Below are 22,961 nucleotides of genomic sequence, written 5' to 3' on the forward strand. Positions count from 1 at the left end.
TCCTTTTTCAGCTAAACCTTAACAACTTAAAACTTGTACCATGGAATGCATCGATTCCACCCCACCTTTTTCACGTACGCCACGAACGGGAGCTACATCCCAATAATCGCGCCCAATAGCTACATAGATATGTGACTGTGGTTTGAACAATTGATTACTGGTATCAAAACAATACCACGCATCATCAATATACGCCTCGGCCCACGCGTGACTGGCAAGGTGTGAAGTTTCAGGCACATGCAAATACCCTGATACATAACGTACCGGTAAGCCAAGATGCTTACACATGGCAATAAAAACATGACTATGGTCCTGACATACGCCTTGCTGCCCATTGAATGCATCAATTGCCGAAGTTAGCACCGAGGTTTCAGCAGGTACATAAGGGATATGCGCTAAAACTGCTTCTGACAGTTTCATCAAACTTTCCCGATTCAGCTCAGGCACATACTGATGTGCAAATGCCTTCATTTCGGCATTGCACTGGGTATTGGGCGTCGGCTGTAAAAATAAATTGGGATTCAGCCGATCTTGTATGCCATGTTCTGCCAAGCTATTAATTTCAACAATGCCCTGCGCCATTATGGTCAGCTGTTGATAGGCTTCACGTTGCGAACTGGTAATCCAAATATTTTGGAAGGCATCCCGTTTTTCTTCACGCTCTCCTGGCACACTCACATGCCAATGACATACCTTTTGGTGTGAATTATTCGTAGGTGTCATTTTGATATATTGAATACTATTCAGCGCCAATTCACTATATTGATAATGCGTTTGATGATTGATCATAAGTTTCATACATCAACCTCAAACAATTGTTGAATATAATCACTAAAATGATAAAAATTCATCGCATCAGGTTGCGATTTGAGCTCTAGCCAAGCTTGTGCCAGATTTAGCCAGCCCATTTCTTTTAACAATATGACGATGTTTTCTATTTCAACTAAAGTATTTTGTGCATCTTGTTTCAGGCGAATTTGACGGTCGAGCTGCTCAATCATTTGCCCCAAACTAAAGAATAGAAAGACATCACTGGCTTCTGACTCAAGTACATCCTGACACTCTCCAACCACATCACAAATATACGCAGTGTTTTCAGTGGCATTTTTGATAAATTGATTCAGTTCCGCATAGGCCTTTGCAGATAAAATCCCACGCAAGTCTTGCACATTACTCTTGGCACTTTGAAATTGCTGGTTAAATGAAGCAGGATTGTTTGGGTTTAAAATCAGCTCATTCAGTGAGCACGCATCAAAAGCAGGCAAGCAAAATGCATGCGCATAATCCATTGCAGGCTGGTCTTGGGTAAAAGGAAACTGAGCACACAAATATTGAGTACGTGTTAAATAACGCCCTAACCAAAAAATATTTTCAGCATTGGTGCTTAATAAAAGCATAGTTCTACCCTCATATTTGTTTATTTTATGAATGTAAATTTTCCACGACCCAAGTGTCTTTAATTCCTCCTCCTTGGGATGAGTTGACCACCAACGAACCTTCTTTCATCGCAACACGTGTTAAACCACCAGGGACAATTTCGGTACGATACGGTGAACTGAGTACAAACGGTCTAAGGTCAATATGACGCTCAGACACACCCGATTCAGTCATGGTTGGACTGACTGAAAGCTCTAAAGTGGGCTGGGCAATATATAAATGCGGCGTCGCCATGAGCTTATCTCTAAATTGCTCAATTTGGCTTTTACAAGCTTGCGGTCCAATCAGCATACCATACCCACCCGAACCTTGCGCCTCTTTGACCACTAACTGCTCAAGGTTCTCGAGTACATAAGCCAAATCTTGCTTGTTACGGCATTGATATGTCGGAACATTTTTTAAGATAGGTTTTTCACCTAAATAAAACTGAATCATTTTATCGACATAAGGATAAATCGACTTATCATCAGCAACTCCTGTGCCTGGTGCATTCGCAATAACCACGTTATGACTCAAATAAGCCGACATCAACCCTGCGACACCTAAAGTGCTATTCGGCATAAAGCACAGTGGGTCAAGGTATGCATCATCCAAGCGACGGTAAACCACATCCACTCGTTGACGGCCCCGAATGGTTTTGACATAGACCTTATCATGCTCCACAAATAAATCACGCGATGTCACCAAAGGCACATCCATTTCACGGGCTAAAAAAGCATGTTCATAATAGGCACTATTAAAACGCCCCGGTGTCAACACCACGATGAAAGGCTGATCGACATAAGCATTTTCAGCCAAGATTTGTTTAAGTAATTGTGGATATTGTTCTATGCCTAAAATATGGTTCTTCTGCATTAAATCAGGCATGAGTTTTTCACTAATCTTACGACTTTCAAGCATATAAGACACACCCGACGGCGTTCTTAAGTTATCTTCGAGTACATAAAACTCACCCTGCCCATCCCGGATAATATCAATCCCACTAATTTGGCTATAAATCTGACCTTTTAAACGGTGCTCATACATATGCGGTTGATAAGCTTCATGCGTCAATACTTGCAGCTCTGGAATAATTCTCGCTTTGAGAATGTCTTGTTGATGGTAAATATCATGTAAAAATAGATTTAAAGCCCGTACACGTTGTGCAGAGCCAAGGGAAATTTTATTCCATTGTTGTTTAGCGATCACACGTGGAATTAAATCATAAGGGATGGTACGCTCAATGCCCTCAGATTCACCATATACAGTAAACGTAATACCTTCATATAAAAAATGCTGTTTGGCAATTTGGTTTAGTTCTTCGAGTTCTTGCACACTATGCTGTGACAACCAGTGCTCAATACGTGCACAAGCCTCACCAGACATCGCTTGGTCATCTGTCATTTCATTAAAGAAATTCGAGGTCATTTGATGAAACAATCCAACAGACTGGCTCGATAGACGATCATGAGAGTGAATCGGATTTAATACAGGAGAGTTAAGCTTATATCCGTCCAACATCGTATTTACATTTGTATCTTTATCTTCTTTAAACATACAAACCTCTCAATTGTTATCGATATGTAACCCATACGTAGCAATATCTATGCCATGGATTTCTAAAGATGCTTTGTTTATTAATCGATAAAAAACACATTGCTTCAATTCTATTTCGCATTAAGTTGTGTCAAAAAATATAACTGAAAAATTTCAAGCAAAGCTTGCTTAAACGAATGAGTTTTCTTATTGTGTTCACATTCAAGTAAGTAATTTCGACTCCTATATTTTATTAAACTATGTCTATACAAGAAAAAGAAACGTCCAATAGTCTCTACCGCCAATGGCAAATTTTGTCTCGTCTTTCCACTGGAAAATGGATGGGAACTCGAGAGCTGCAAGAGATTTTACAACGTGAAGGCATCGATATTACTTTGCGAACCATTCAACGTGATTTAAATCAAATCTCTCAACGCTTCCCGATTGAAAACAATGGCGCTGTACCTCAAGGTTGGCGTTGGCGTTCTGATGCCCCGATTCAAAGCTTACCGCACATGACCAGCTCTCAGGCGGTGACGTTTATGATGGTTGAAGAACACCTTAAACATCTTCTTCCTCCAAGCTTAATTGAAGAAATGAATCCATGGTTTGACTTAGCACGTCGTAGCCTCTCTACCCAAAACAATGTGCGCCAATGGATTAACCGTGTACGCATTGTTCCTGCTACACAACCGCTGATTCCTCCTATTGTGGAGAAAACAGCACAGCAAGCCATCTATGAAGGACTGCTCCAAGACAAACAGCTAGAATGTGTTTATCAAGGTTTAAACCAAGCGGCTGAAGCAAAAACCTATACGCTCAACCCTCTGGCACTGGTTCAAAAAGGTGCAATTATTTATCTGATTTGTACCCGTCACGATAAAACCGATATTCAAACCTTTGCACTTCACCGTTTCAAATCAGCGACGGTTTTAAACACTCGTGCCTTACACCCAGTCAATTTCGATATCGATGAATACATCGAATCAGGTGCATTAGGTTTCCGTGTAGACTTTTCAAAACCTACAGAAACCGTTGCACTTACCCTGACTATGACTGAAATAGATGCGCTGTATTTGGAAGAAACCAAACTCAGTACCAATCAGATTTTAGAACCGCTCGGAAATGGGCAAATCTTGGTTCATGCTACCGTACCTTTTACCAATCAACTGGTGTGGTGGTTACGTAGTTTTGGGCATAAAATTAGTCACATTGAACCAAAAGAAGTTCGTGATGCAGTTAATCAAACTATCACCGACTAAAATAAAAAAAGCCCCAAGTATTAGGGGCTTTACAGTCTTTTTGGTATTAGATATTTGAATTGCTTGGGTTTGTCGTTTTCATTGCTCATCTTGGTTTAATGCCTCCCCTAAACCAAGATAAGTGCGCTGTTTTTGGTGATTGATACAAACTAGCATTGGCATGCAAGCTCTCCACTGTTAAAACGGATCGATTTCATCGTCATGGTGTTGACCTCATGTTAAGAACGTAAAATCAATTTAAAAGACGGCGATACTTTTGTGAAATAACATGATTGGCTATTTTTATCTGTTTTTATCTTAAACAACTATTTTGCTTTGTTTATCTGCCAAAACAAAAAGCAGGCCTTATGGTCAGCAGGCTTATGATTAGCCTTCTGCATTTCCAAATGCCGATCGCAAAAACCGTCCTCATCAGCAATCGTTACAAATCATCCGCGTTTATTTCTTCCAAAATTGCCACTTGCTACGTTTAGGCCGCTTGTCTTCAATACGCACTAACCCTTTGAGGGCTTCATTATTGATTCTGTCATACATTTTTAAATACTCAGGATTCAACTGCTCTCCGATATATTCAGGCGTATACGATGTACAAGGTTTTCGTAATGACCGCTCATACCATTTTTGTGCAACGTCTAAATCGGCATTAAAATAGAGCCCTTTTTCATACAAATAGCCAATTTTACATTCCGCATATTGGTCTTTTTGATCAGCCGCTTTTTGAATCCAATATACGGCTTCTTCCAAATTTTTCTCAGTGTACAAGCCATTTAAATACCAATAACCCACTTGGTACTGTGAGGAAGCTTCTCCTTTTTGGGCATTCAGTAAAAATAGTTTGAAGAATAGTTGTTTGGCTTCATCCATATGCAGAAATGAATCAATCTTTCGGATCTGTTCATTAATCTGATCAATTGAGTAGTCCCGTGCATTTTTGAGAACGTGTTGAGCCAGTTGCAGCGGACTTTCTTCGGTAAAGGATGCGATTAATTGCATCGCATCTGCCTGCATTTCATCTATACCCTCAATGCGTGCATCCAGTACGACATTTAAATATTTTCGAGCCAATTCGAAGTCTTGCTCAACACCTCGTCCTTCTAAATACATACGACCCAAACTTAAATCTGCCGCTATGACCTGACCTGCTACTTGTTGATACAGTCCAATAGCCATATCTAAATCCAGTGGTACACCTAAACCATGCTCATACTTATCCGCTAAATTATTGATCGCAACGGGATTACCCAGATCAGCAGATTTTTGATACCAAAATGCACACTGCTCGTAGTCTTGTTGTGTCCCAATACCATCTTGATACATCCAGCCTAAATGATAATAAGCATTTGCTAAAACACCTTTTTCAGTTTCAGGTGCTTGTGATGAGATTCGATGATACAGATAGAATGCTCGTGCCGAGTGAATCACATGTTCGCTCACCACACCATAATTTGGATAAACTGAATTGACCAAGAAACACGTTAACCAGCCAAAACGATAATAAGCCGCCAACCCCAATGTGGCTGCCCAACAACCTTGTTCAGAGGACTGCTCCAAGAGCTGCAAACTTTTTTGTAAATCTTGTTCGGTGCCATGACCTCGTGCATAACATCCCCCCAACTGATATAGCGCAATGCTATCCATTTTGGCTGCGGCTTCTCGATACCAGTTAAAACTTCCTTCCAGACTTTTTTGTAAAATTCCACCAATGAATAATTGCTGCGCTAACTGACACATCGCAGGGGTATAACCCGACTGAGCAGATTGACGTAGTAAATCAATATAGAGCTGAAACTCACGCTCTTGGTAGGCTTGATCTGCCAAATAATATTGATAAATACCCCGATATTGCTCGGCTTTACCTCTAATTAATTGAAGGATTAACGCTCCATGTCCTGTTTTATATTCAGCAAAATAATCAATACGTTCAATCAATCCCAAACTTTTAGACACCTGCTCCAAGGGTAAAAACCATCGTGTAATGGTATAGAGTCCCGGAACATCTTTCATTTTCACAATATCAGCAGATGGCTCAGGATCTTCGGGTCGAACCAATGCTCTCAGCATCTGCATAGGAGATTCTGCTTCTGGTGGCATTAAATTTACCCCAACCAGTTCTCCATCATTGGTTTTAGCAACCTCCCAAACTTTCATAATGGCTTGATCAAATTGATAAAACTCACTACTTTGATTGAGCCAGATAACCACATCACCCGCGCGAATCTCTTCTCCACTTTTATAATGTAATGACATAATTCACCTTATTTTTTATTGTATATTTCCCCTGCACAGATTTTACCCAAAAAAAAGCCCGCATAAAGCGGACTTTTTCAATAACTTTCAAAGATTAAGCAGATTTTTTCGCTTGTGCATTTTTACGGATCGTAATCATGATTAATTGCACTGCTGCAGGTGTTACCCCCGGAATACGATTTGCTTGAGCTAATGTCTCAGGACGTACATCTTTCAATTTTAAAGTAATTTCACGAGATAAACCTGAAACCACATCATAATTAAAATCGGCAGGAATTTTAGTTTCTTCCAAACGCTTCATTTGCGCGACGTCTTCATGCTGACGGTTAATATAACCTGCATATTTCACCGCAATTTCAATTTGATCGCCCACTTGTGCAGAGACTTCAGAACCTGTGAGCTCCGCAATTTGAGCAAATGAAATATTCGGACGTTTTAACAAATCAATCGCAGAACACTCTTTCGACAAATCTGCGCCAGTCATTTCGACAAACTTTTTGCCCATTGGGTTGTTTGGTGCCGCCCAAAGGTGTTGTAAACGGCCTGTTTCTTGTTCAACGGCTTCCATTTTTTCACAGTAAGCAGCCCAACGCTCGTCATCCACCAAGCCCATTTCACGGCCAACTGGCGTTAAGCGCTGATCCGCATTGTCTTCACGCAACATTAAGCGATATTCGGCACGTGAAGTAAACATACGGTACGGTTCTTTCGTACCGAGCGTAATCAAGTCATCTACCAATACGCCCATATAGGCTTCATCACGTTTTGGTGTCCATTGTTCTTGATCCCACGCACGACGCGCAGCGTTTAAGCCTGCAAGTAAACCTTGTGCACCCGCTTCTTCATAACCTGTCGTACCATTGATTTGGCCGGCAAAGTACAAGTTATTGATGGCTTTGGTTTCTAAAGTAAACTTCAACGCTTGCGGGTTGAAATAATCGTATTCTATGGCATAACCCGGACGTAAAATGTGCGCATTTTCCATTCCGCGAATTGAACGAACCAACTCAAACTGCACATCAAACGGAAGTGACGTTGAAATACCATTTGGATAAAGCTCATGTGTATCTAGACCTTCAGGCTCTAAGAATACTTGGTGTGAGTCTTTATCGGCAAAACGGTGAATTTTGTCTTCAATGGATGGGCAGTAACGTGGCCCCACACCTTCAATAACACCAGTGTACATCGGAGAACGATCTAAACCACCACGGATGATGTCATGGGTTTTTTCATTGGTATGTGTGATATAACAATTCACTTGTTCAGGGTGCATAGACGCATCACCCATGAATGACATGGTCGGTGATGGGAAGTCACCCGGCTGTGGAATCATCACAGAAAAATCAACCGAACGCGCATCAATACGTGGTGGCGTACCTGTCTTTAAACGACCGACTGGCAAATTCAATTCACGTAAACGGTGTGCCAGTGAAATTGAAGGTGGATCACCTGCACGGCCGCCACTTGATTTTTCAAGACCAACGTGGATTACACCACCCAAGAACGTCCCTGCGGTGAGTACAACTGTTTTCGCATCAAAGCGAATACCCGTTTGAGTTACAACGCCCTTGACAGTATCACCCTCAACAATCAGGTCGTCTGCGGCTTGTTGGAAAATATCGAGATTTGTTTGGTTTTCTAAAGTGTCACGAATCGCGGCTTTATAGCGAATACGGTCTGCCTGTGCACGTGTTGCACGAACGGCTGCACCTTTACGTGAGTTTAGGATACGGAACTGAATACCACCTTTATCGGCAGCCAATGCCATTGCACCGCCCAAGGCATCAATTTCACGCACCAAATGCGATTTACCAATACCACCAATTGCTGGATTACAGCTCATCTGCCCTAAAGTCTCAATATTATGAGTTAAGAGTAAAGTCTGTCGCCCCATACGTGCCGCAGCCAATGCTGCTTCTGTACCTGCGTGACCGCCGCCGATAACAATGACATCGTAAACTTTAGGATAATGCATAGTGGTAAAGGAGATTAAAAAATGATAACGAAAGATTATAGCAAATTTTCGATTGTAAGTTGACAGATTCCGTGGAATTTATTGTATATGCGGTGCTGTGCTTACTGCGCCAGCGCTAGGTTTATGTAATTTTACTTGCAGAGCAGTAGCAAAAACTCAACAAAGGATGCGTTTTGTTACCTGAAAAGCCTTGTATTAATTTGATCATTTTTTATCCTATAAGTTGATCAAACAACAACCAAAGGTAAGCATTATGAATAAGAAAATTCTTTTTTCATCCATTCTCTGCGGTTTATTTTTTTCGCCTTTTGTATCAGCCAACGACAAAGTTGAAAAGGTTTATGACAGTCAACGTTATCAACAAGTCTGTAAAGGTAAGTCACAAGGAACAGCGGTTAGTTTTGCCTATAGAGGCATTATTTGGAATGGTACCTGTGAAACCCAATTTTTCCCAAGCTCAAAAAATGCCAATATTCATGGTGATGAAGCTGAGTTAACCAGTATTTGTCAAGGTGACTCTAATGCGACATCAATCAATATCGAAGGTAAAGAAATCAAAGGCAAATGTGCCCTTGGTTTTGTAGCACCTAAACCAAGAATGTAATCAAAACAACTTAAATTTCATGCTGTATTGAGGGTAAAAAATAGTCCATTTTTTACCCTTTTTTCTACCTTGTAAATTATTGAATTCTGTATACACTCAAAAAACACAAAAGATAAAAACGAATAAAAAAGGTATTCCATGGATTCGGAATTGTTTACAGTTTTTTTGCCTTTGACTTTGGCATTGATGATGATGGGTCTTGGTTTACACCTACGCCCAGCCGATTTTTATCGCCTCACCCTGCACCCTAAAGTCATTTTCATCGCGTTATTTTCACAGTTGGTACTGCTGGTGGGCATTGCGTTCCTCATTTGCCAGTTTTTAAATTTAGCGCCTATTTTCGCGATTGGTTTGATGCTCGTTGCAGCTTCACCAGGTGGGCCAACGTCAAACCTATTGACCTATTTATTTAAAGGTGATGTTGCGCTCAACATTACTCTTACAGCCACGAACTCCATCATTTCAACACTAACCCTGCCTTTTATTATTAATTTTTCACTGATGTACTTTCTGCAAACATCACAACCTGTTGACATGCCCGCCATGAAAATGATGAAGGTATTTTTCATCACTCTACTTCCAGTCAGTATGGGCATGTTTTTACGTTATTACTTTCCAAAACTTGCCGACAGATTAAACCGCCCAATGCGTATTTTGTCTGCAAGCTGTCTTCTTTTTATCTTTTTTCTCGCACTGTACTTAGAGCGACATAATTTTGTCGAATATGTGTTTGAGATTGGGCCTGCCGTAGCCTTATTCTGCTTCTGTAGCATGTTTATTGGTTTTTTTGTGCCACATCTTGCCAATATTCCAGAAAAGCAAGCCTTAACTTGCTCCTTTGAGATCACCATTCATAACACCGCACTTGCCATTACGGTTGCCCTGTCAGTCTTAGGCAACACTGCCATGGCCATTCCTGCCGGTATTTATTCTATTTTCATGTTTGTATTTGCTGCGTTATTAGGCCTATTAATCTCGCGAAGAAATGACAGTTTATTTTTTAAGAAAGAGACCGTAGCTGAATAAGTTCACGGTCATGATTTATATAATTTTAAGGAGAATATGCACCTATGGATTCAGGAATTATAACTATTATGTTACCCCTAGCTCTTGCCATCATCATGATTGGCTTGGGCTTAGAGTTAACCCCGAAGGATTTTGCACGCGTCAGCAAGCATCCCAAAGCAGTATTGGTTGCTTTATTTTGTCAGTTGGTACTTCTTGTTGGGATTGCCTTTGTAATTTGCATAGTACTCAACTTACCGCCACTGCTTGCCGTCGGCTTGATGCTCTTAGCCGCTTCTCCTGGTGGCAGTACTGCAAACTTATTTAGCTATTTGTTCAAAGGTGATATTGCGCTCAATATTACCTTAACCGCAATTAACTCCGTTATTGCAGCGTTTACCTTGCCGCTAATTGTCAACTTTGCCATTCAATACTTTATGCAGGATGGACAACACGTCAGTATGCAGTTTAGTAAAATCTTACAAGTTTTCTCAATTATTCTTATCCCTGTCTGTATTGGTATGTTGATTCGCCACTATGCACCCTCTTTTACCAAGAAGCTGAATAAGCCATTACGTATTTTTTCTGTTGTATTTTTGGTCTTAATCATTGTTGGAGCAATAGCCAAAGAACGCGCACATATTCTGGAGTATCTGACTCAGGTCGGTTTAGCCACAGTCATTTTCTGTATTTGTAGTTTAATGATTGGTTATTTTGTACCGAGACTACTGGGGATCAACAGTGCTCAAGCTCGGGCCTGTGCCTTTGAAATTGGCATTCATAACAGTACCCTTGCCATGACCATTGCACTCACCGTGATGGCCAGTACCACCATTGCCATGCCCGCAGCTGTCTATTCTATTTTTATGTATATCTTTGCTGCCATCTTTGGGACATTACTCAACCGTTATGCCCCATCGGTTCAAACCAGCACAGAACAAGCCTAGAACTGATATAGGTCTAAGGATGCTTCGGCATCCTTTTTTATTTTGAGGAATGCTGTCGAACTGTCCCCCGTTCCGCTACAATATTTATTTATACATAAATATTAGGTTATTCCTGTGAAGTGGCTACAAATTCATATTACGGTTGATCAAGCGCAAGTCGATTTTACTGAAACCCTTTTAGAATCTTTGGGTGCAGTCAGTGTCACATTAGATGATGCAGAAAACCAAGACTTACTTGAACCACTTCCAGGTGAAACGCCACTTTGGAATAAAGTCATTGTGACAGGTATTTATGCGCAAGAAGACGATGAAGAAATTGATGTCAATGCATTAGAAACGTTTATTCGCACTCAAATGCCTGATGCACCGATGCGTAGCGAATTTCTTGAAGACCAAGAATGGGAACGCACCTGGATGGATGCCTACGAACCAATTCAAATTGCTGACAAATACTGGATTGTGCCTGAATGGATGGAAGCACCAGAACCAGATGCAGTGAACATTAAACTTGATCCAGGCTTAGCGTTTGGTACGGGGAACCATGCATCTACTTTTCTTTGCCTGCAGTGGTTAGGTAAAACTGATGTTAAAGATAAAATCGTGATCGACTATGGTTGTGGTTCAGGTATTTTAGGTGTTGCTGCTCTACTTCTAGGTGCAAAAAAAGTCTATGCCACAGACATTGACCCTCAAGCAATTTTAGCCACTGAACAAAATGCGGCGCTCAATGGCGTGGCTGAGAACCTTTATGTCGGCTTACCAGATGAGTTTAATTTAGAGCTGGCTGACCAAAAAGCAGATGTCTTTGTTGCAAATATTTTGGCAGGCCCGCTTATGATGTTAGCGCCGGAATTCGCAACTTTAGTCAAATCTGAGGGAGAGTTCGCACTTGCAGGTGTAATTGAAGAGCAAGTTTCTGATGTTTCTAGTGTTTATTCTGAGTTTTTTGATATATTAGAGGTCGAGAAACGTGATGAAAACTGGTGCCGAATCTCGGGTAAACGCCACACCCTTTAAATGAACTCTTAATACACTATGAGCGACAAACAAACCTCTTGCCCTAAATGCCTAACCATCTACAAAGTAAGTGTTGCACAACTCACTGTTGCGCAAGGTATGGTTTGTTGCCCAAAGTGTTCGATGACCTTTAATGCGCTCTCGCATTTAACCACGGGTCATACTTTTGACACAGGTGAGGAAAGATCGTCGAATCAGAATGACAAGAGCCTGTCTTCAAATTCAGCATTTTCCTCTCCTCGTGTAGACAGCATTCATTTTGATTTATCACAATCTGCTGCGCTTTCAATGTCGACATCAAATTTGCTTGATATTTTCAACCTGAAAGTTGAGCACTCCAACATTGACCTCAAAACCTATTTAAACAATTTAAACTATTTTAGTACCGACCCGATTGGTAACTATCCTGCCATGAATTTGGCAGACAACAATCCAGCGAAACCGCAAAAAAGCCCGATGTACTATATGCTTTGGGGTATGATTAACTTCAGCTTATTGGCTTTATTGTGTTTCCAATACTTATGGTTTAACCCACATATCCTCAATAACAGCCCCGCATTAGGTGCAACCTATAATAAAATTTGTTTCGTACTGAACTGTAGCAGCCTACAAGAACGTTATAGTCTGATCAGCATTAATAAATTAAAAGTAAAACGTGTAGACGCACAGAAAACTCAATTTTCAGGTGAACTGATCAATTATCATGACACCAGTCTTCCGCTACCAGATCTTAAGGTCATTTTAAAAGTGGATGGTGAAGTCGATTCAACCTATCAACTACATGCAAATGAATATTTGATTGATAGTCTGGTTGGAATCAAACGAATTCCTAAAAATAGTCCGTTCAAATTCAAATTTAGCCTGCCAGTCAGCCGTAAAAGCTTCAATCATTACAGTTTAGAAATAGTCCAGCCCTAAAATTTAAAAAAAATGTAAAAAAAGTGAAAAAAAATGCAGTTTTCTTGCTCACTTTTTCTTAGACAATGGTATGATACGCGCCACAAAAGCTTAGTGCTGCAATCTCCTCAGTCTTTTAATACAAATAGAACATCAGCAAAAATGCGCGTTATCGAAATATCGCGTATTGAGCAGATTTTTTTGTTTAAAAAAGGTCGGTAACAAATATTTAACTATTGTTACGCTTATATTTCGACCAACTTAGCGATATTGTGGCATGCTAAATGTACAGTTTTAGAACTAGTCGTTTTAGGATCTAAAACGAAGTTCATTTTAATTTTAGACCACTTTATATATGTCACTTTACCCAAGTGATATTTAGATTTTTCGGATTACTTCGCATGAATAGCAAATCTCCTATTTTTACTGCACAGTCTGATGTCGCTCTTCGTATTCACGTAGATCGCGCAGTTCGCCACTATTTTGCACAACTGCAAGGCGAGCAACCATCTCAGGTCTACGACATGGTGCTGGCAGAAATGGAGAAACCTCTTCTATCTGTAGTTTTAGAATATACCCGCGGTAACCAAACACGTGCTGCGGAGATTCTAGGACTTAACCGTGGAACTTTACGTAAAAAGTTAAAAGCTCACGGTTTAATGAGTGAATAAATGATAAAATGCTTGCGGCTTCCGCGGGCATTTTTTTTACCTGCTATTTTTGGCTTTTTGTTTTAATTCTTGATAACTGTGACGAAGATCATGACCATTAAACGCGCTTTAATCTCTGTTTCCGATAAAACTGGCATTGTTGAGTTCGCTCAAAACCTTGTTGCTCTAGGGGTAGAAATTTTATCTACTGGCGGTACATATAAGTTGTTAAAAGACAACAATATCGCTGTAGTCGAAGTTTCAGAGCATACTGGTTTCCCAGAAATGATGGATGGTCGTGTAAAAACGCTACACCCGAAAATTCATGGTGGTATCTTAGCTCGTCGCGGTCTAGACGAAGCTGTGATGGCTGAACACAATATCGATGTGATTGATCTTGTCGTTGTAAACCTTTATCCATTTGCTGCAACTGTAGCTAAACCAAACTGCTCACTTGCTGATGCGATTGAAAATATCGACATCGGCGGCCCAACTATGGTGCGTGCTGCTGCGAAAAACCATGCATCTGTCGGTATTGTGGTAAATGCTACAGACTATGACACTGTTGTTGCTGAACTAAAAACAAATGGTGCTTTGTCTTACGAAACTCGTTTTGACTTAGCCGTTAAAGCATTTGAACATACAGCACAATATGACGGCATGATTGCTTCTTACCTAGGCGCTCGCGTAGGCAAGGAAGAAGGTCAAGCAGACAAGTTTGCACGTACCTTCAATACACAATTAAATAAAGCTCAAGACTTGCGTTATGGTGAAAACCCGCATCAGTCAGCAGCATTCTATGTAGAAAGCACAGCAACTGAAGCCTCTGTTTCAACAGCGAAACAACTTCAAGGTAAAGAACTTTCTTATAACAACATTGCAGATACAGATGCCGCACTTGAATGTGTGAAATCATTTGCAAAACCTGCTTGTGTCATCGTTAAACATGCCAACCCATGTGGCGTTGCGGTGTCTTTGGATGGCATTCAAGCGGCATATGACTTGGCTTATGCGACAGATCCTGAATCAGCTTTTGGTGGCATCATCGCATTTAACCGTGAATTAGATGTTGCAACTGCACAAGCAATTGTTGACCGTCAATTCGTTGAAGTGATCATTGCACCAAGTATTGCTGAAGGTGTGCTTGAAGTCACTGGCGCGAAGAAAAATGTTCGTGTTCTCATTTGTGGTGAATTACCTGCACTTGATGAGCGTGCGCCACAACTTGACTATAAACGCGTAAATGGCGGTTTATTGGTTCAAGACCAAGACTTAGGCATGATCACCAAAGATGATCTAAAAGTCGTGACGAAACGCGCACCAACGGATGCTGAGATTGATGATTTGATCTTTGCATGGAAAGTTGCGAAATACGTAAAATCAAATGCCATTGTTTATGCTAAAGGTCGTCAAACCATTGGTGTAGGCGCAGGTCAAATGAGCCGTGTTAACTCAGCGCGTATTGCTGCCATTAAAGCGGAGCACGCAGGCTTAGTGGTTGAAGGTGCTGTAATGGCATCTGATGCATTCTTCCCATTCCGCGATGGTATTGATAATGCAGCAAAAGCAGGTATTAAATGTATTATCCAACCGGGCGGTTCTATGCGTGACGAAGAAACCATTGCTGCTGCAGATGAAGCAGGTATTGCAATGGTCTTCACTGGCATGCGTCACTTCCGTCATTAATTGATTAGAAGTCATATTTATTAATCCCCCTAAATCCCCCTTTGTAAAAAGGGGGACTTTTCACGTAAGAAACCTTGGTTTTCATGCGTGATCCCCTCCCTTTTTTAAAGGGAGGTCGGGAGGGATTCTTTTCTTTGAGGGATTTTTAGATGAACATTTTAGTTTTGGGTAATGGCGGTCGTGAACATGCGTTGGCATGGAAAATCGCGCAAGATGAAAAAGTTGCAAAAGTTTTTGTTGCACCAGGTAATGCAGGAACTGCAACAGAAGACAAATGTGAAAATGTTGCTCTCAACATTTTAGACAATGCTGCAATTATCGACTTTGCAAAAAATAATGCAGTAGATTTGATTATTGTGGGTCCAGAAGCACCGCTTGTAAATGGTGTAGTTGATGCTTGTCGCGCGGCTGAGCTTCAAATTTGGGGCCCAACTCAATTTGCTGCCCAGCTAGAAGGCTCAAAAGCTTTTGCTAAGCACTTCTTAAAACGCCACAACATTCCTACTGCGTTCTACGATGTATTTACTGAAGTCGATGCAGCGAAAGCATTTGTTGAAAAAAATGGCGCGCCAATCGTGATCAAGGCCGATGGTCTTGCTGCGGGTAAAGGCGTAATTGTAGCCATGACTAATCAAGAAGCTTTTGATGCGATTGATGACATGTTGGCGGGCAACAAGTTTGGTGATGCTGGTTCTCGTGTTGTGATCGAAGAATTCCTTGCTGGTGAAGAAGCGTCTTTCATTTGTATGATTGATGGCGACAACATCTTACCAATGGCAACATCTCAAGACCATAAGCGTATTTTTGAAGGCGACCAAGGTCCAAACACGGGTGGTATGGGTGCTTACTCTCCTGCTCCTGTGGTGACTGCAGATGTATTTGAAAAAACCATGAATGAAGTGATGCGTCCTACCGTTGAAGGTATGAAAAAAGACGGTCACATTTATACAGGTTTCTTATACGCAGGCTTGATGATTGATGACAAAGGTCAACCAAAAGTGATCGAGTTCAACTGTCGTTTTGGTGACCCTGAAACTCAGCCGATTATGATGCGTTTAAAATCATCATTGATCGATCTGGTTGAAGCTGGTATTGCAGGTAATCTTCCAGCAGAAGCTGAATGGGATGAACGCAAATCAATTGGTATTGTTCTTGCAGCTGAAGGCTACCCAGAAACCGTTCGTCAAGGTGACGTCATCTCTGGTCTTGGCCAATCTCCTGAAAACACAAAAATCTTCCATGCGGGCACAACAATGAGTGCCGACGGTCACATCTTGACTGCAGGTGGTCGTGTTTTATGTGTCACAGCTCTTGGTGATACCGTACTTGAAGCGCAAGTCAATGCTTTAGAGGTTTGTGGTCAAGTCACATTTACGGGTATGCAATACCGTACAGATATTGGTTATCGTGCTATTGCGCGTGAAAATGCTTAAAAACATTCATACTTTAAAAACCCGCTAAATGCGGGTTTTTTTATTGCAAACCGCTGCGAAGCTTTTTTAGTTGTCTCGGTGTTACACCAAACCAATTCTTACAGGCACGGCTTAATGCGGACTGCTCGGAAAAACCCAGTACAGAAGCGATCTGACTCATCGATGCTTTTGAGTCTGCTAAATATTGTAACAACAGTTGTTGTCTGAGCTTATCTCGAATCTGCTCAAAGCTAGTACCCTCTTCATCTAATTTTCGTTGTAAGCTTCGAGGATGCATCGCAAGCATATTTGCAATATCTGTTTTATTGGCTTTTGGACCTGATAAATGAATGCGTATCGCATGTCGCACACGATCGCTAAACGAGCCTCGGTGACTGCGAAAACTCTGCTCCAAATAGCTGTCTACAATTTCACGTAAGCCATGGTCGATACTATCTATAGTAATATTCAACATATCTTTATGTATAAACAATGCCGCATGTTGTTGGTCTGCCACGACTTCTGTATGGAAAAACCGTTTATATACATTTAAAGATGCTATGGGACTATGGGGTAATGCAACCTTAAGCGGCTGATATTGCTCACCACTTAAATAACGAAGCACCCGATGACAAACAGCGAGCCCCAAATCCATGGCCTGTCGTTTACTCACAATATCTGTAGCATCGTTCAATTGAATATCAAAAATAAGCTCTACAATATCTGCATGCGGTCCAAACAGCTCAGAACTCATTCGGTCATTGATATATAAACGTAAAGCAGAACCATGTAAAAACAGTAAATCTGAACTGTATTTAATCACTTCACGCAGTGTCGATGCACTTTGTAAGATCAGCCCAAGTACACCCAAAATGCCAATATCTTGATACTGTGAGATCCGCAAACCTAAATCTGCACAGTTGGCCTGTTGCGCACTTTCTTCTAAAAGTTGGATTAGTGCTGTATGCGAAATCCATGCATTATCATCTTGTAATTGTGCAAGTTGAATTCCATGCTTGCTCAACAACGGCATTGGGTCGGTGCCCAATTGTTGCATTACCTCTAAATAGCCACGTAGCCCTGAACTATGCACCATATCCTCATGGATATTTTTCGGGTACTCAACTGCGAGTGAATCTTCCTGATCCATTCCAACAATCCTTGTCTCAATACGTCAAAAAATTGACTCATTACGTCAAGTTAGCATAAAAAAGCCACGGCAGAATAGTCCCTATGAGTAATTTATTTGTTCATAGATTTTGCACATCAAATACACAAAACGATGGCGCGAACAAATGTAGCACATGGATATGGACGCTACATTTTTAGTCAAGGATAAAACAAGGAAAATAGAATGAATTTTAAAAATGTGACTGTCGCTGGCAGTGGTGTACTCGGTTATCAAATCGCGTTTCAAACAGCATTTCATGGCTTTAAAGTTTCGGTTTATGACATCAATGATGATGTACTAGCTAAAGTAAAAGCTAAGTTTTTTGAATTAAGCGAATGTTATAAGCATGATTTGAATGCTACTCAAGAGCAATTGGACAACACATTTAATAACCTCAGCTATTGTTCAAATTTGGCAGAGGCTGTAAAAGATGCTGATTTGGTGATTGAAGCCGTACCTGAAGATGTAGGTATTAAAACAGAGTTTTACAAGCAACTCAGCCAAGTTGCACCTGAAAAAACCATATTTGCAACAAATACATCGACTATGCTCCCGAGTCAGTTCAAAGACCTAACTGGCCGACCAGAAAAATTTGTGGTTCTACACTTTGCCAATAAAATCTGGGTCAATAACATGGCAGAAATTATGGGACATGCTGAAACGGATAAAAAAGTGTTCGATAATTTGGTTGAGTTTGCCAAAGCCATTGGTATGTTGGCTTTACCAATTTATAAAGAACAACCTGGTCACCTTCTCAACTCAATGCTAGTTCCATTTTTAATTTCTGCAACAGAGCTTTGGGTGAAAGAAGTTTCTGATCCTGAGATGATTGATAAAGCATGGATGAAATCTTTTGGTTCACCACTAGGCCCATTTGCAATCTTAGATATTATTGGGATTAACACTGTTTACAATGTTGCAAAATTAAATGTCGACACCAACCCAAATATGGCACCACTTTTAGAAAAGCTAGATGCAGAATTTATTCGACCGGGTTATTTAGGTATGTTTTCAGGTAAAGGTTTTTATAATTACCCAAATCCTGCATACGAAACGGCTAACTTTTTAAAGTAATAGCATCTTGAAATGTGAACTCAAGCGTTGATGTTTCAGTACATAGCTCAAATTAAAGCGGTATTATTTTTATATCGCTTTAATTATTCCATAACACTTAGAAATTACAGATAGATCATCGGTTTTCACAATCTACGATAAAAGCCCTTATGCTTACCTTGTGGCATTCCTTTTAGCTGTGCTCAATGAGCAGCTAAGCGTCTTTGACTGTTTAGGATTACTTCTCTTCCATAGACTATTTCGCTAGATAAATTAGTTATATCTATTTTTTGTATTTAGTTTAGATAAAATCTTATAAAGCACAAAATTTATGCAAATTCTTATTTTTAAATAGATTAATTAAAAATAATATATTGTTTTCATTATAAAATTACAAACAAAATGCAAATCACTAATCTTTAAATAAGATAAGTATTGAACTTTTATGCTCTATATCGAATATTACTTTGTTGATATGATGTGCAAAATTTAACGATTGAGCAGAGATGTTTCTAGTGAGTTGAAAAAGTTAATCTTTTCCAAAGTGAAAGCACATATTCGACTGATATCGAATTGCACACTTGCAAAACTCACATTACAGTCATATGCATCAAATCAGGTATGCCTGATTTAAAATCAATTGATCTCTCTATTGTTCAGCTAAGTTAAGCCTCGTTTAGATGCTTAATCGGGAAGAAAAAATGAAAAAAATTCTAGGAATTGCGCTGGGTTTATCTGTTGTTTTAACGGGTTGTAGCAAACCCGAAGCACCTGCGACAGATGCGGCTAAAACAGATACAGCAGCAGCTGAGCAAACAGTAACCATCGCATCGACTGGCTCTGATGCTGATATTTGGCGCCACATTGCAACTTTGCCAGAGACTAAAGCAGCGGGCTTAAAGTTAGACATTAAAAACTTCACTGACTATGTTGCAATGAACACTGCTGTTGCAAACAATGAAGTCGATGTCAACGCATTCCAATCTTATGCTTACCTTGTAGCATATAATGAAGCGAACACAGCGAAGATTGCCCCTCTTTCAACGACCTACCTAGAGCCAATGGGCATCTATTCAAGCAAAGTAAAAACACTGGCTGAATTTAAAAATGGTGCAACGATTGCGATTCCAAATGATGGTGCGAACGAATCACGTGCATTGTTATTATTACAATCTGCGGGTCTAGTGAAGTTAAAAAATGACTTTGACTTCGTGAAAGGCACTTCGAAAGACATCGTTGAAAACAACAAAGCTCTCGTCATCAAGCCTATTCAAATGGCAACAGCTGTACGTGTGAAAGACGAAGTTGATGCAATTGTTTTGGGTAATACCCTTGCAATGGAAGGTGGTCTAAACGTATTGAAAGATGCGATTTACTATGAGCCAATCGATCAAACCACAAAAATGAATGTGAACGTACTTGCGGTGGCTGAAGCGCGTCAAAATGACCCTGTACTGAAAAAAGTCGGTGAGCTTTACCATGTCGCTGCAGTAGGCAAATATGTTCAAGAACATTTTGGCGGCACAAAAATTGATGTGAACAAGCCAGTAAGCTACCTTACTCAAGCTAAATAGTAATATAATCAAATCAACGAAACAGGCAAAGTCTCTTTGCCTGTTTTTTCATTTTTGTGTAGTTTTTGACGATATGATTCAATTTAAAAACATTTCAAAGCACTATCAGCTGAAAGGCCAAATCATTCCTGCACTGGACCAAATCAATTTGGACATTCCAGAAGGCAGTATTTTTGGCGTTATTGGCTATAGTGGTGCAGGTAAAAGTACCCTCATTCGTTTGATCAATTTACTTGAACGTCCAACCGAAGGACAAGTAATTATCAATCAGAAAGACTTTACTGCATTAGATGCAAAAGCATTACGTCAAGAACGTGCAAATATTGGCATGATTTTCCAGCATTTTAATTTACTGCAAACCAAAACCGTTGCAGCCAATATTGAAATGCCCATGAAACTTTTAGGTTATAGCAAAGCTGAACGTGAAAAACGTTTGAATGAGCTACTTGAGTTTATTGATCTCAAACACAAAAAAGAAGCTTATCCAGACGAACTTTCGGGTGGTCAAAAACAACGTGTCGGTATTGCACGTGCGCTTGCCAACCATCCTAAAATATTACTTTGTGACGAAGCGACTTCTGCACTAGACCCACAAACCACCAAGTCTGTTTTAGACTTGCTCAAAAAAATCAATCAAGAGCAAGGCATTACCATCGTCATGGTGACACATGAAATGGATGTGATTCAAAGCATCTGCTCACATGTGGCCGTGATGGAACTTGGCAAAGTAGTTGAAACTGGAAAAACGGTGGACTTATTTAGTCGTCCGCAACATGCAACGACACAGAATTTTATTCAAACGATTTTGCATCAACAGCTACCAATTAAACTTCTGAATAACCTCGAACATAAGCATCATCATAGTATTTACCGCTTACAGTTCCTTGGTAACTCTGCACACGAAACAGTAATTCAAAACTTAATTAAACAGTTTGATATTAGTCTCAATATCCTGTTTGCCAACATGATTGAAATTGATGGCAATGTGATTGGACAAATGTTTGTTCAGCTCTTGGGTAATGAAAGCCTGATTGCTGAAGCGGTTGAGTTTTTAAAACAACATGGTGTGGCTGTTGAACAATCAGGAGAGCTGGCATGAGAGATTTAATTGTCCAGTGGTTAACTCAAATCACAGCACCTTTTTGGAAAAGCTCTTTATCGATTGATCAGTTTATTACTGCTTTGCAAGAAACATTTCATATGGTGTTTTTTGCAATGCTGTTCGGCTGTATTTGGGGCTTTATTCAGGCCATCATTTTATTGGTCACACGTCCTGATGGTATTTTGCCCAACAAAGCGATTTATCACAGCCTGAACCCGATTGTGAATGCTCTACGCTCTCTGCCCTTTATTATTTTGCTGATTGCGGTTTTACCTTTGACCAAACTCATCGTCGGCACATCGATTGGCACGTGGGCTGCGATTGTTCCGCTCACCATTTATGTTGGACCATATATTGGTCGTTTGGTGGAAACTTCATTACTTGAAGTGAATGAGGGGATTATCGAATCTGCACAAGCAATGGGTGCAACGCCACTACAAATCATCTTCAAATTTATTCTGCCTGAAGCACGCAGTTCATTGATTTTGAACTTAACCACAGCCACGATTAGCTTAATTGGTGCAACCGCGATGGCCGGTGCAGTGGGTGCAGGCGGTATTGGTGACCTTGCTATATCTTATGGTTATCAACGTTTTGACACTAGTGTCGTGATACTCACAGTGATTGTGCTGTTGATCATGGTACAAATTGTACAATCCGTTGGGGATTGGCTGTCTAAACTACGCTAACAAAATCAAGCTCTCAATATTGGGAGCTTTTTTCAGGTCTAAGTTTTATATAATGCGGCAAACAAAACTTTTAAAAGCTATAACGATGAAAATAACAACTCTATTGATCAGTCTAAGTCTTTTGCCGATGCTCAGCCATGCAGCTTCAAATCCCTATAACTACGTCACCAGTGTGAAAGTGAATCAGGTTGAACTCAATGCACCTGTGACAGCACATCAAGTCAGTCAATTACTCGCTCCTCCGAATGGAAAAACCAGCAAACAACATGCCGAATGTACAGGCAACTATGAATACAGTATTACCAGTACCCAGCCCAAAAGCCTAAAGTTTGAGATTTTTAACGAAGATAATCCAAAGATTCTGACTGAAAAATTCTATAAAGACAAAACGAGTTTAAAACAACTCGGTCAAACCAAAGGCCGTGTTTGGCTTGACTGGAAAAGCACTCAAACGATGAGCGAAAATATACGCGTGCAAAATATTCAGATCACACCGAATTATACTTTGCAGCAGTTTAAACAAGACTTTACATACAGTGCACAAGGCATGGCAGCATCAGGTGAAGCCCAAGTTTTGCTCTTGCAGCCCAATGAAATCAAAGCCTTTCTGAAAGAACCACAAGACTTTGCCCCACCCTACACGGCTTATCTCAACTTTGGTTTTAAGAATGGACGGTTAAGCAGCTTTGCCATTCAGCAAGCAGTGGCCTGCTGAAGG

At 40.4% G+C, this 22,961-nt stretch carries 20 protein-coding genes; 14 read left to right on the forward strand and 6 right to left on the reverse strand.

The genetic code is table 11. The annotated features are described in order from the left end of the window. Nucleotides 1-18: 18 nt before the first annotated feature. Genes GVX98_RS13820 through GVX98_RS13830 form a run of 3 tightly spaced genes read right to left on the reverse strand, consistent with a single transcriptional unit; the run spans nt 19 to nt 2,973 of the window. The gene (locus GVX98_RS13820; RefSeq protein WP_159128410.1) at nt 19-798 is read right to left on the reverse strand and encodes a transglutaminase family protein; all 780 of its coding nucleotides are present in this window, start codon (nt 796-798) and stop codon (nt 19-21) included. After that, nucleotides 795-1,397 (reverse strand): alpha-E domain-containing protein, encoded by a 603-nt coding sequence (locus tag GVX98_RS13825; RefSeq protein ID WP_159128411.1) that lies wholly within the window; start codon nt 1,395-1,397, stop codon nt 795-797. Before GVX98_RS13825 ends, GVX98_RS13820 begins: the two co-directional genes overlap by 4 nt. A gap of 25 nt (nt 1,398-1,422) precedes the next feature. After that, nucleotides 1,423-2,973: a circularly permuted type 2 ATP-grasp protein gene (locus tag GVX98_RS13830; RefSeq protein ID WP_159128412.1), complete on the reverse strand. Its 1,551-nt coding sequence runs from the start codon at nt 2,971-2,973 to the stop codon at nt 1,423-1,425. A 239-nt stretch (nt 2,974-3,212) separates the two neighbouring features. On the opposite strand from GVX98_RS13830, the gene GVX98_RS13835 reads away from it, so the two are divergent. Continuing rightward, entirely contained in the window at nt 3,213-4,214 is a 1,002-nt protein-coding gene (locus GVX98_RS13835) for a YafY family protein (RefSeq protein ID WP_159128413.1), read from the forward strand. Nucleotides 4,215-4,652: 438 nt separating this feature from the next. Here the strand turns inward: GVX98_RS13835 and GVX98_RS13840 are convergent, their stop codons facing one another. Together GVX98_RS13840 and mnmG are read right to left on the reverse strand one after the other, a co-directional pair. Further along, on the reverse strand, nt 4,653-6,461 hold the full coding sequence (locus GVX98_RS13840; RefSeq protein ID WP_159128414.1) for an SEL1-like repeat protein: 1,809 nt from the start codon (nt 6,459-6,461) through the stop codon (nt 4,653-4,655). Between the two features lie 94 nt (nt 6,462-6,555). Then, nucleotides 6,556-8,436: a tRNA uridine-5-carboxymethylaminomethyl(34) synthesis enzyme MnmG gene (gene mnmG / locus GVX98_RS13845; RefSeq protein ID WP_159128415.1), complete on the reverse strand. Its 1,881-nt coding sequence runs from the start codon at nt 8,434-8,436 to the stop codon at nt 6,556-6,558. A gap of 253 nt (nt 8,437-8,689) precedes the next feature. On the opposite strand from mnmG, the gene GVX98_RS13850 reads away from it, so the two are divergent. The 8 genes from GVX98_RS13850 to purD all read left to right on the forward strand — a co-directional run bounded on the left by GVX98_RS13850 (nt 8,690) and on the right by purD (nt 16,675). After that, complete coding sequence (locus tag GVX98_RS13850; protein ID WP_159128416.1) at nt 8,690-9,040, forward strand: hypothetical protein; 351 nt, start codon at nt 8,690-8,692, stop codon at nt 9,038-9,040. A gap of 138 nt (nt 9,041-9,178) precedes the next feature. Further along, the gene (locus GVX98_RS13855) at nt 9,179-10,066 is read left to right on the forward strand and encodes a bile acid:sodium symporter family protein (protein ID WP_159128417.1); all 888 of its coding nucleotides are present in this window, start codon (nt 9,179-9,181) and stop codon (nt 10,064-10,066) included. Between the two features lie 44 nt (nt 10,067-10,110). Further along, on the forward strand, nt 10,111-10,992 hold the full coding sequence (locus GVX98_RS13860; RefSeq protein WP_004982075.1) for a bile acid:sodium symporter family protein: 882 nt from the start codon (nt 10,111-10,113) through the stop codon (nt 10,990-10,992). A 114-nt stretch (nt 10,993-11,106) separates the two neighbouring features. Beyond that, complete coding sequence (prmA, locus tag GVX98_RS13865) at nt 11,107-12,009, forward strand: 50S ribosomal protein L11 methyltransferase (RefSeq protein ID WP_004696394.1); 903 nt, start codon at nt 11,107-11,109, stop codon at nt 12,007-12,009. An 18-nt stretch (nt 12,010-12,027) separates the two neighbouring features. Then, nucleotides 12,028-12,927, forward strand: a complete 900-nt coding sequence (locus tag GVX98_RS13870; protein WP_004982077.1) for a DUF3426 domain-containing protein — start codon at nt 12,028-12,030, stop codon at nt 12,925-12,927. A 380-nt stretch (nt 12,928-13,307) separates the two neighbouring features. Next, the gene (gene fis, locus GVX98_RS13875; RefSeq protein ID WP_001086304.1) at nt 13,308-13,577 is read left to right on the forward strand and encodes a DNA-binding transcriptional regulator Fis; all 270 of its coding nucleotides are present in this window, start codon (nt 13,308-13,310) and stop codon (nt 13,575-13,577) included. A gap of 90 nt (nt 13,578-13,667) precedes the next feature. After that, nucleotides 13,668-15,242 (forward strand): bifunctional phosphoribosylaminoimidazolecarboxamide formyltransferase/IMP cyclohydrolase, encoded by a 1,575-nt coding sequence (gene purH, locus GVX98_RS13880; protein WP_004982079.1) that lies wholly within the window; start codon nt 13,668-13,670, stop codon nt 15,240-15,242. A 149-nt stretch (nt 15,243-15,391) separates the two neighbouring features. Next, nucleotides 15,392-16,675 carry a phosphoribosylamine--glycine ligase gene (gene purD / locus GVX98_RS13885; RefSeq protein ID WP_159128418.1) on the forward strand — a complete coding sequence of 428 codons (1,284 nt, stop codon included), beginning with the start codon at nt 15,392-15,394 and terminating at the stop codon, nt 16,673-16,675. Between the two features lie 40 nt (nt 16,676-16,715). Here the strand turns inward: purD and GVX98_RS13890 are convergent, their stop codons facing one another. Then, a complete protein-coding gene (locus tag GVX98_RS13890; RefSeq protein ID WP_159128419.1) occupies nt 16,716-17,804 on the reverse strand; it encodes an AraC family transcriptional regulator in 1,089 nt (362 codons plus the stop codon). Nucleotides 17,805-18,008: 204 nt separating this feature from the next. Between GVX98_RS13890 and GVX98_RS13895 the strand changes: the two genes are divergently transcribed. The 5 genes from GVX98_RS13895 (at nt 18,009) to GVX98_RS13915 (ending at nt 22,958) form a co-directional block, all read left to right on the forward strand. After that, nucleotides 18,009-18,899 (forward strand): 3-hydroxyacyl-CoA dehydrogenase, encoded by an 891-nt coding sequence (locus GVX98_RS13895; RefSeq protein ID WP_159128420.1) that lies wholly within the window; start codon nt 18,009-18,011, stop codon nt 18,897-18,899. A gap of 680 nt (nt 18,900-19,579) precedes the next feature. After that, nucleotides 19,580-20,452 carry a MetQ/NlpA family ABC transporter substrate-binding protein gene (locus GVX98_RS13900; protein WP_004982088.1) on the forward strand — a complete coding sequence of 291 codons (873 nt, stop codon included), beginning with the start codon at nt 19,580-19,582 and terminating at the stop codon, nt 20,450-20,452. Between the two features lie 73 nt (nt 20,453-20,525). Then, a complete protein-coding gene (locus GVX98_RS13905) occupies nt 20,526-21,551 on the forward strand; it encodes a methionine ABC transporter ATP-binding protein (protein WP_159128421.1) in 1,026 nt (341 codons plus the stop codon). Continuing rightward, nucleotides 21,548-22,243: a methionine ABC transporter permease gene (locus GVX98_RS13910; protein WP_004696373.1), complete on the forward strand. Its 696-nt coding sequence runs from the start codon at nt 21,548-21,550 to the stop codon at nt 22,241-22,243. The genes GVX98_RS13905 and GVX98_RS13910 overlap by 4 nt, the downstream gene beginning before the upstream one ends. A gap of 85 nt (nt 22,244-22,328) precedes the next feature. Continuing rightward, nucleotides 22,329-22,958 (forward strand): hypothetical protein, encoded by a 630-nt coding sequence (locus GVX98_RS13915; RefSeq protein ID WP_159128422.1) that lies wholly within the window; start codon nt 22,329-22,331, stop codon nt 22,956-22,958. Nucleotides 22,959-22,961 lie beyond the last annotated feature (3 nt).

Source organism: Acinetobacter sp. 8I-beige (genome assembly GCF_902505955.1).
Classification (GTDB): domain Bacteria; phylum Pseudomonadota; class Gammaproteobacteria; order Pseudomonadales; family Moraxellaceae; genus Acinetobacter; species Acinetobacter johnsonii.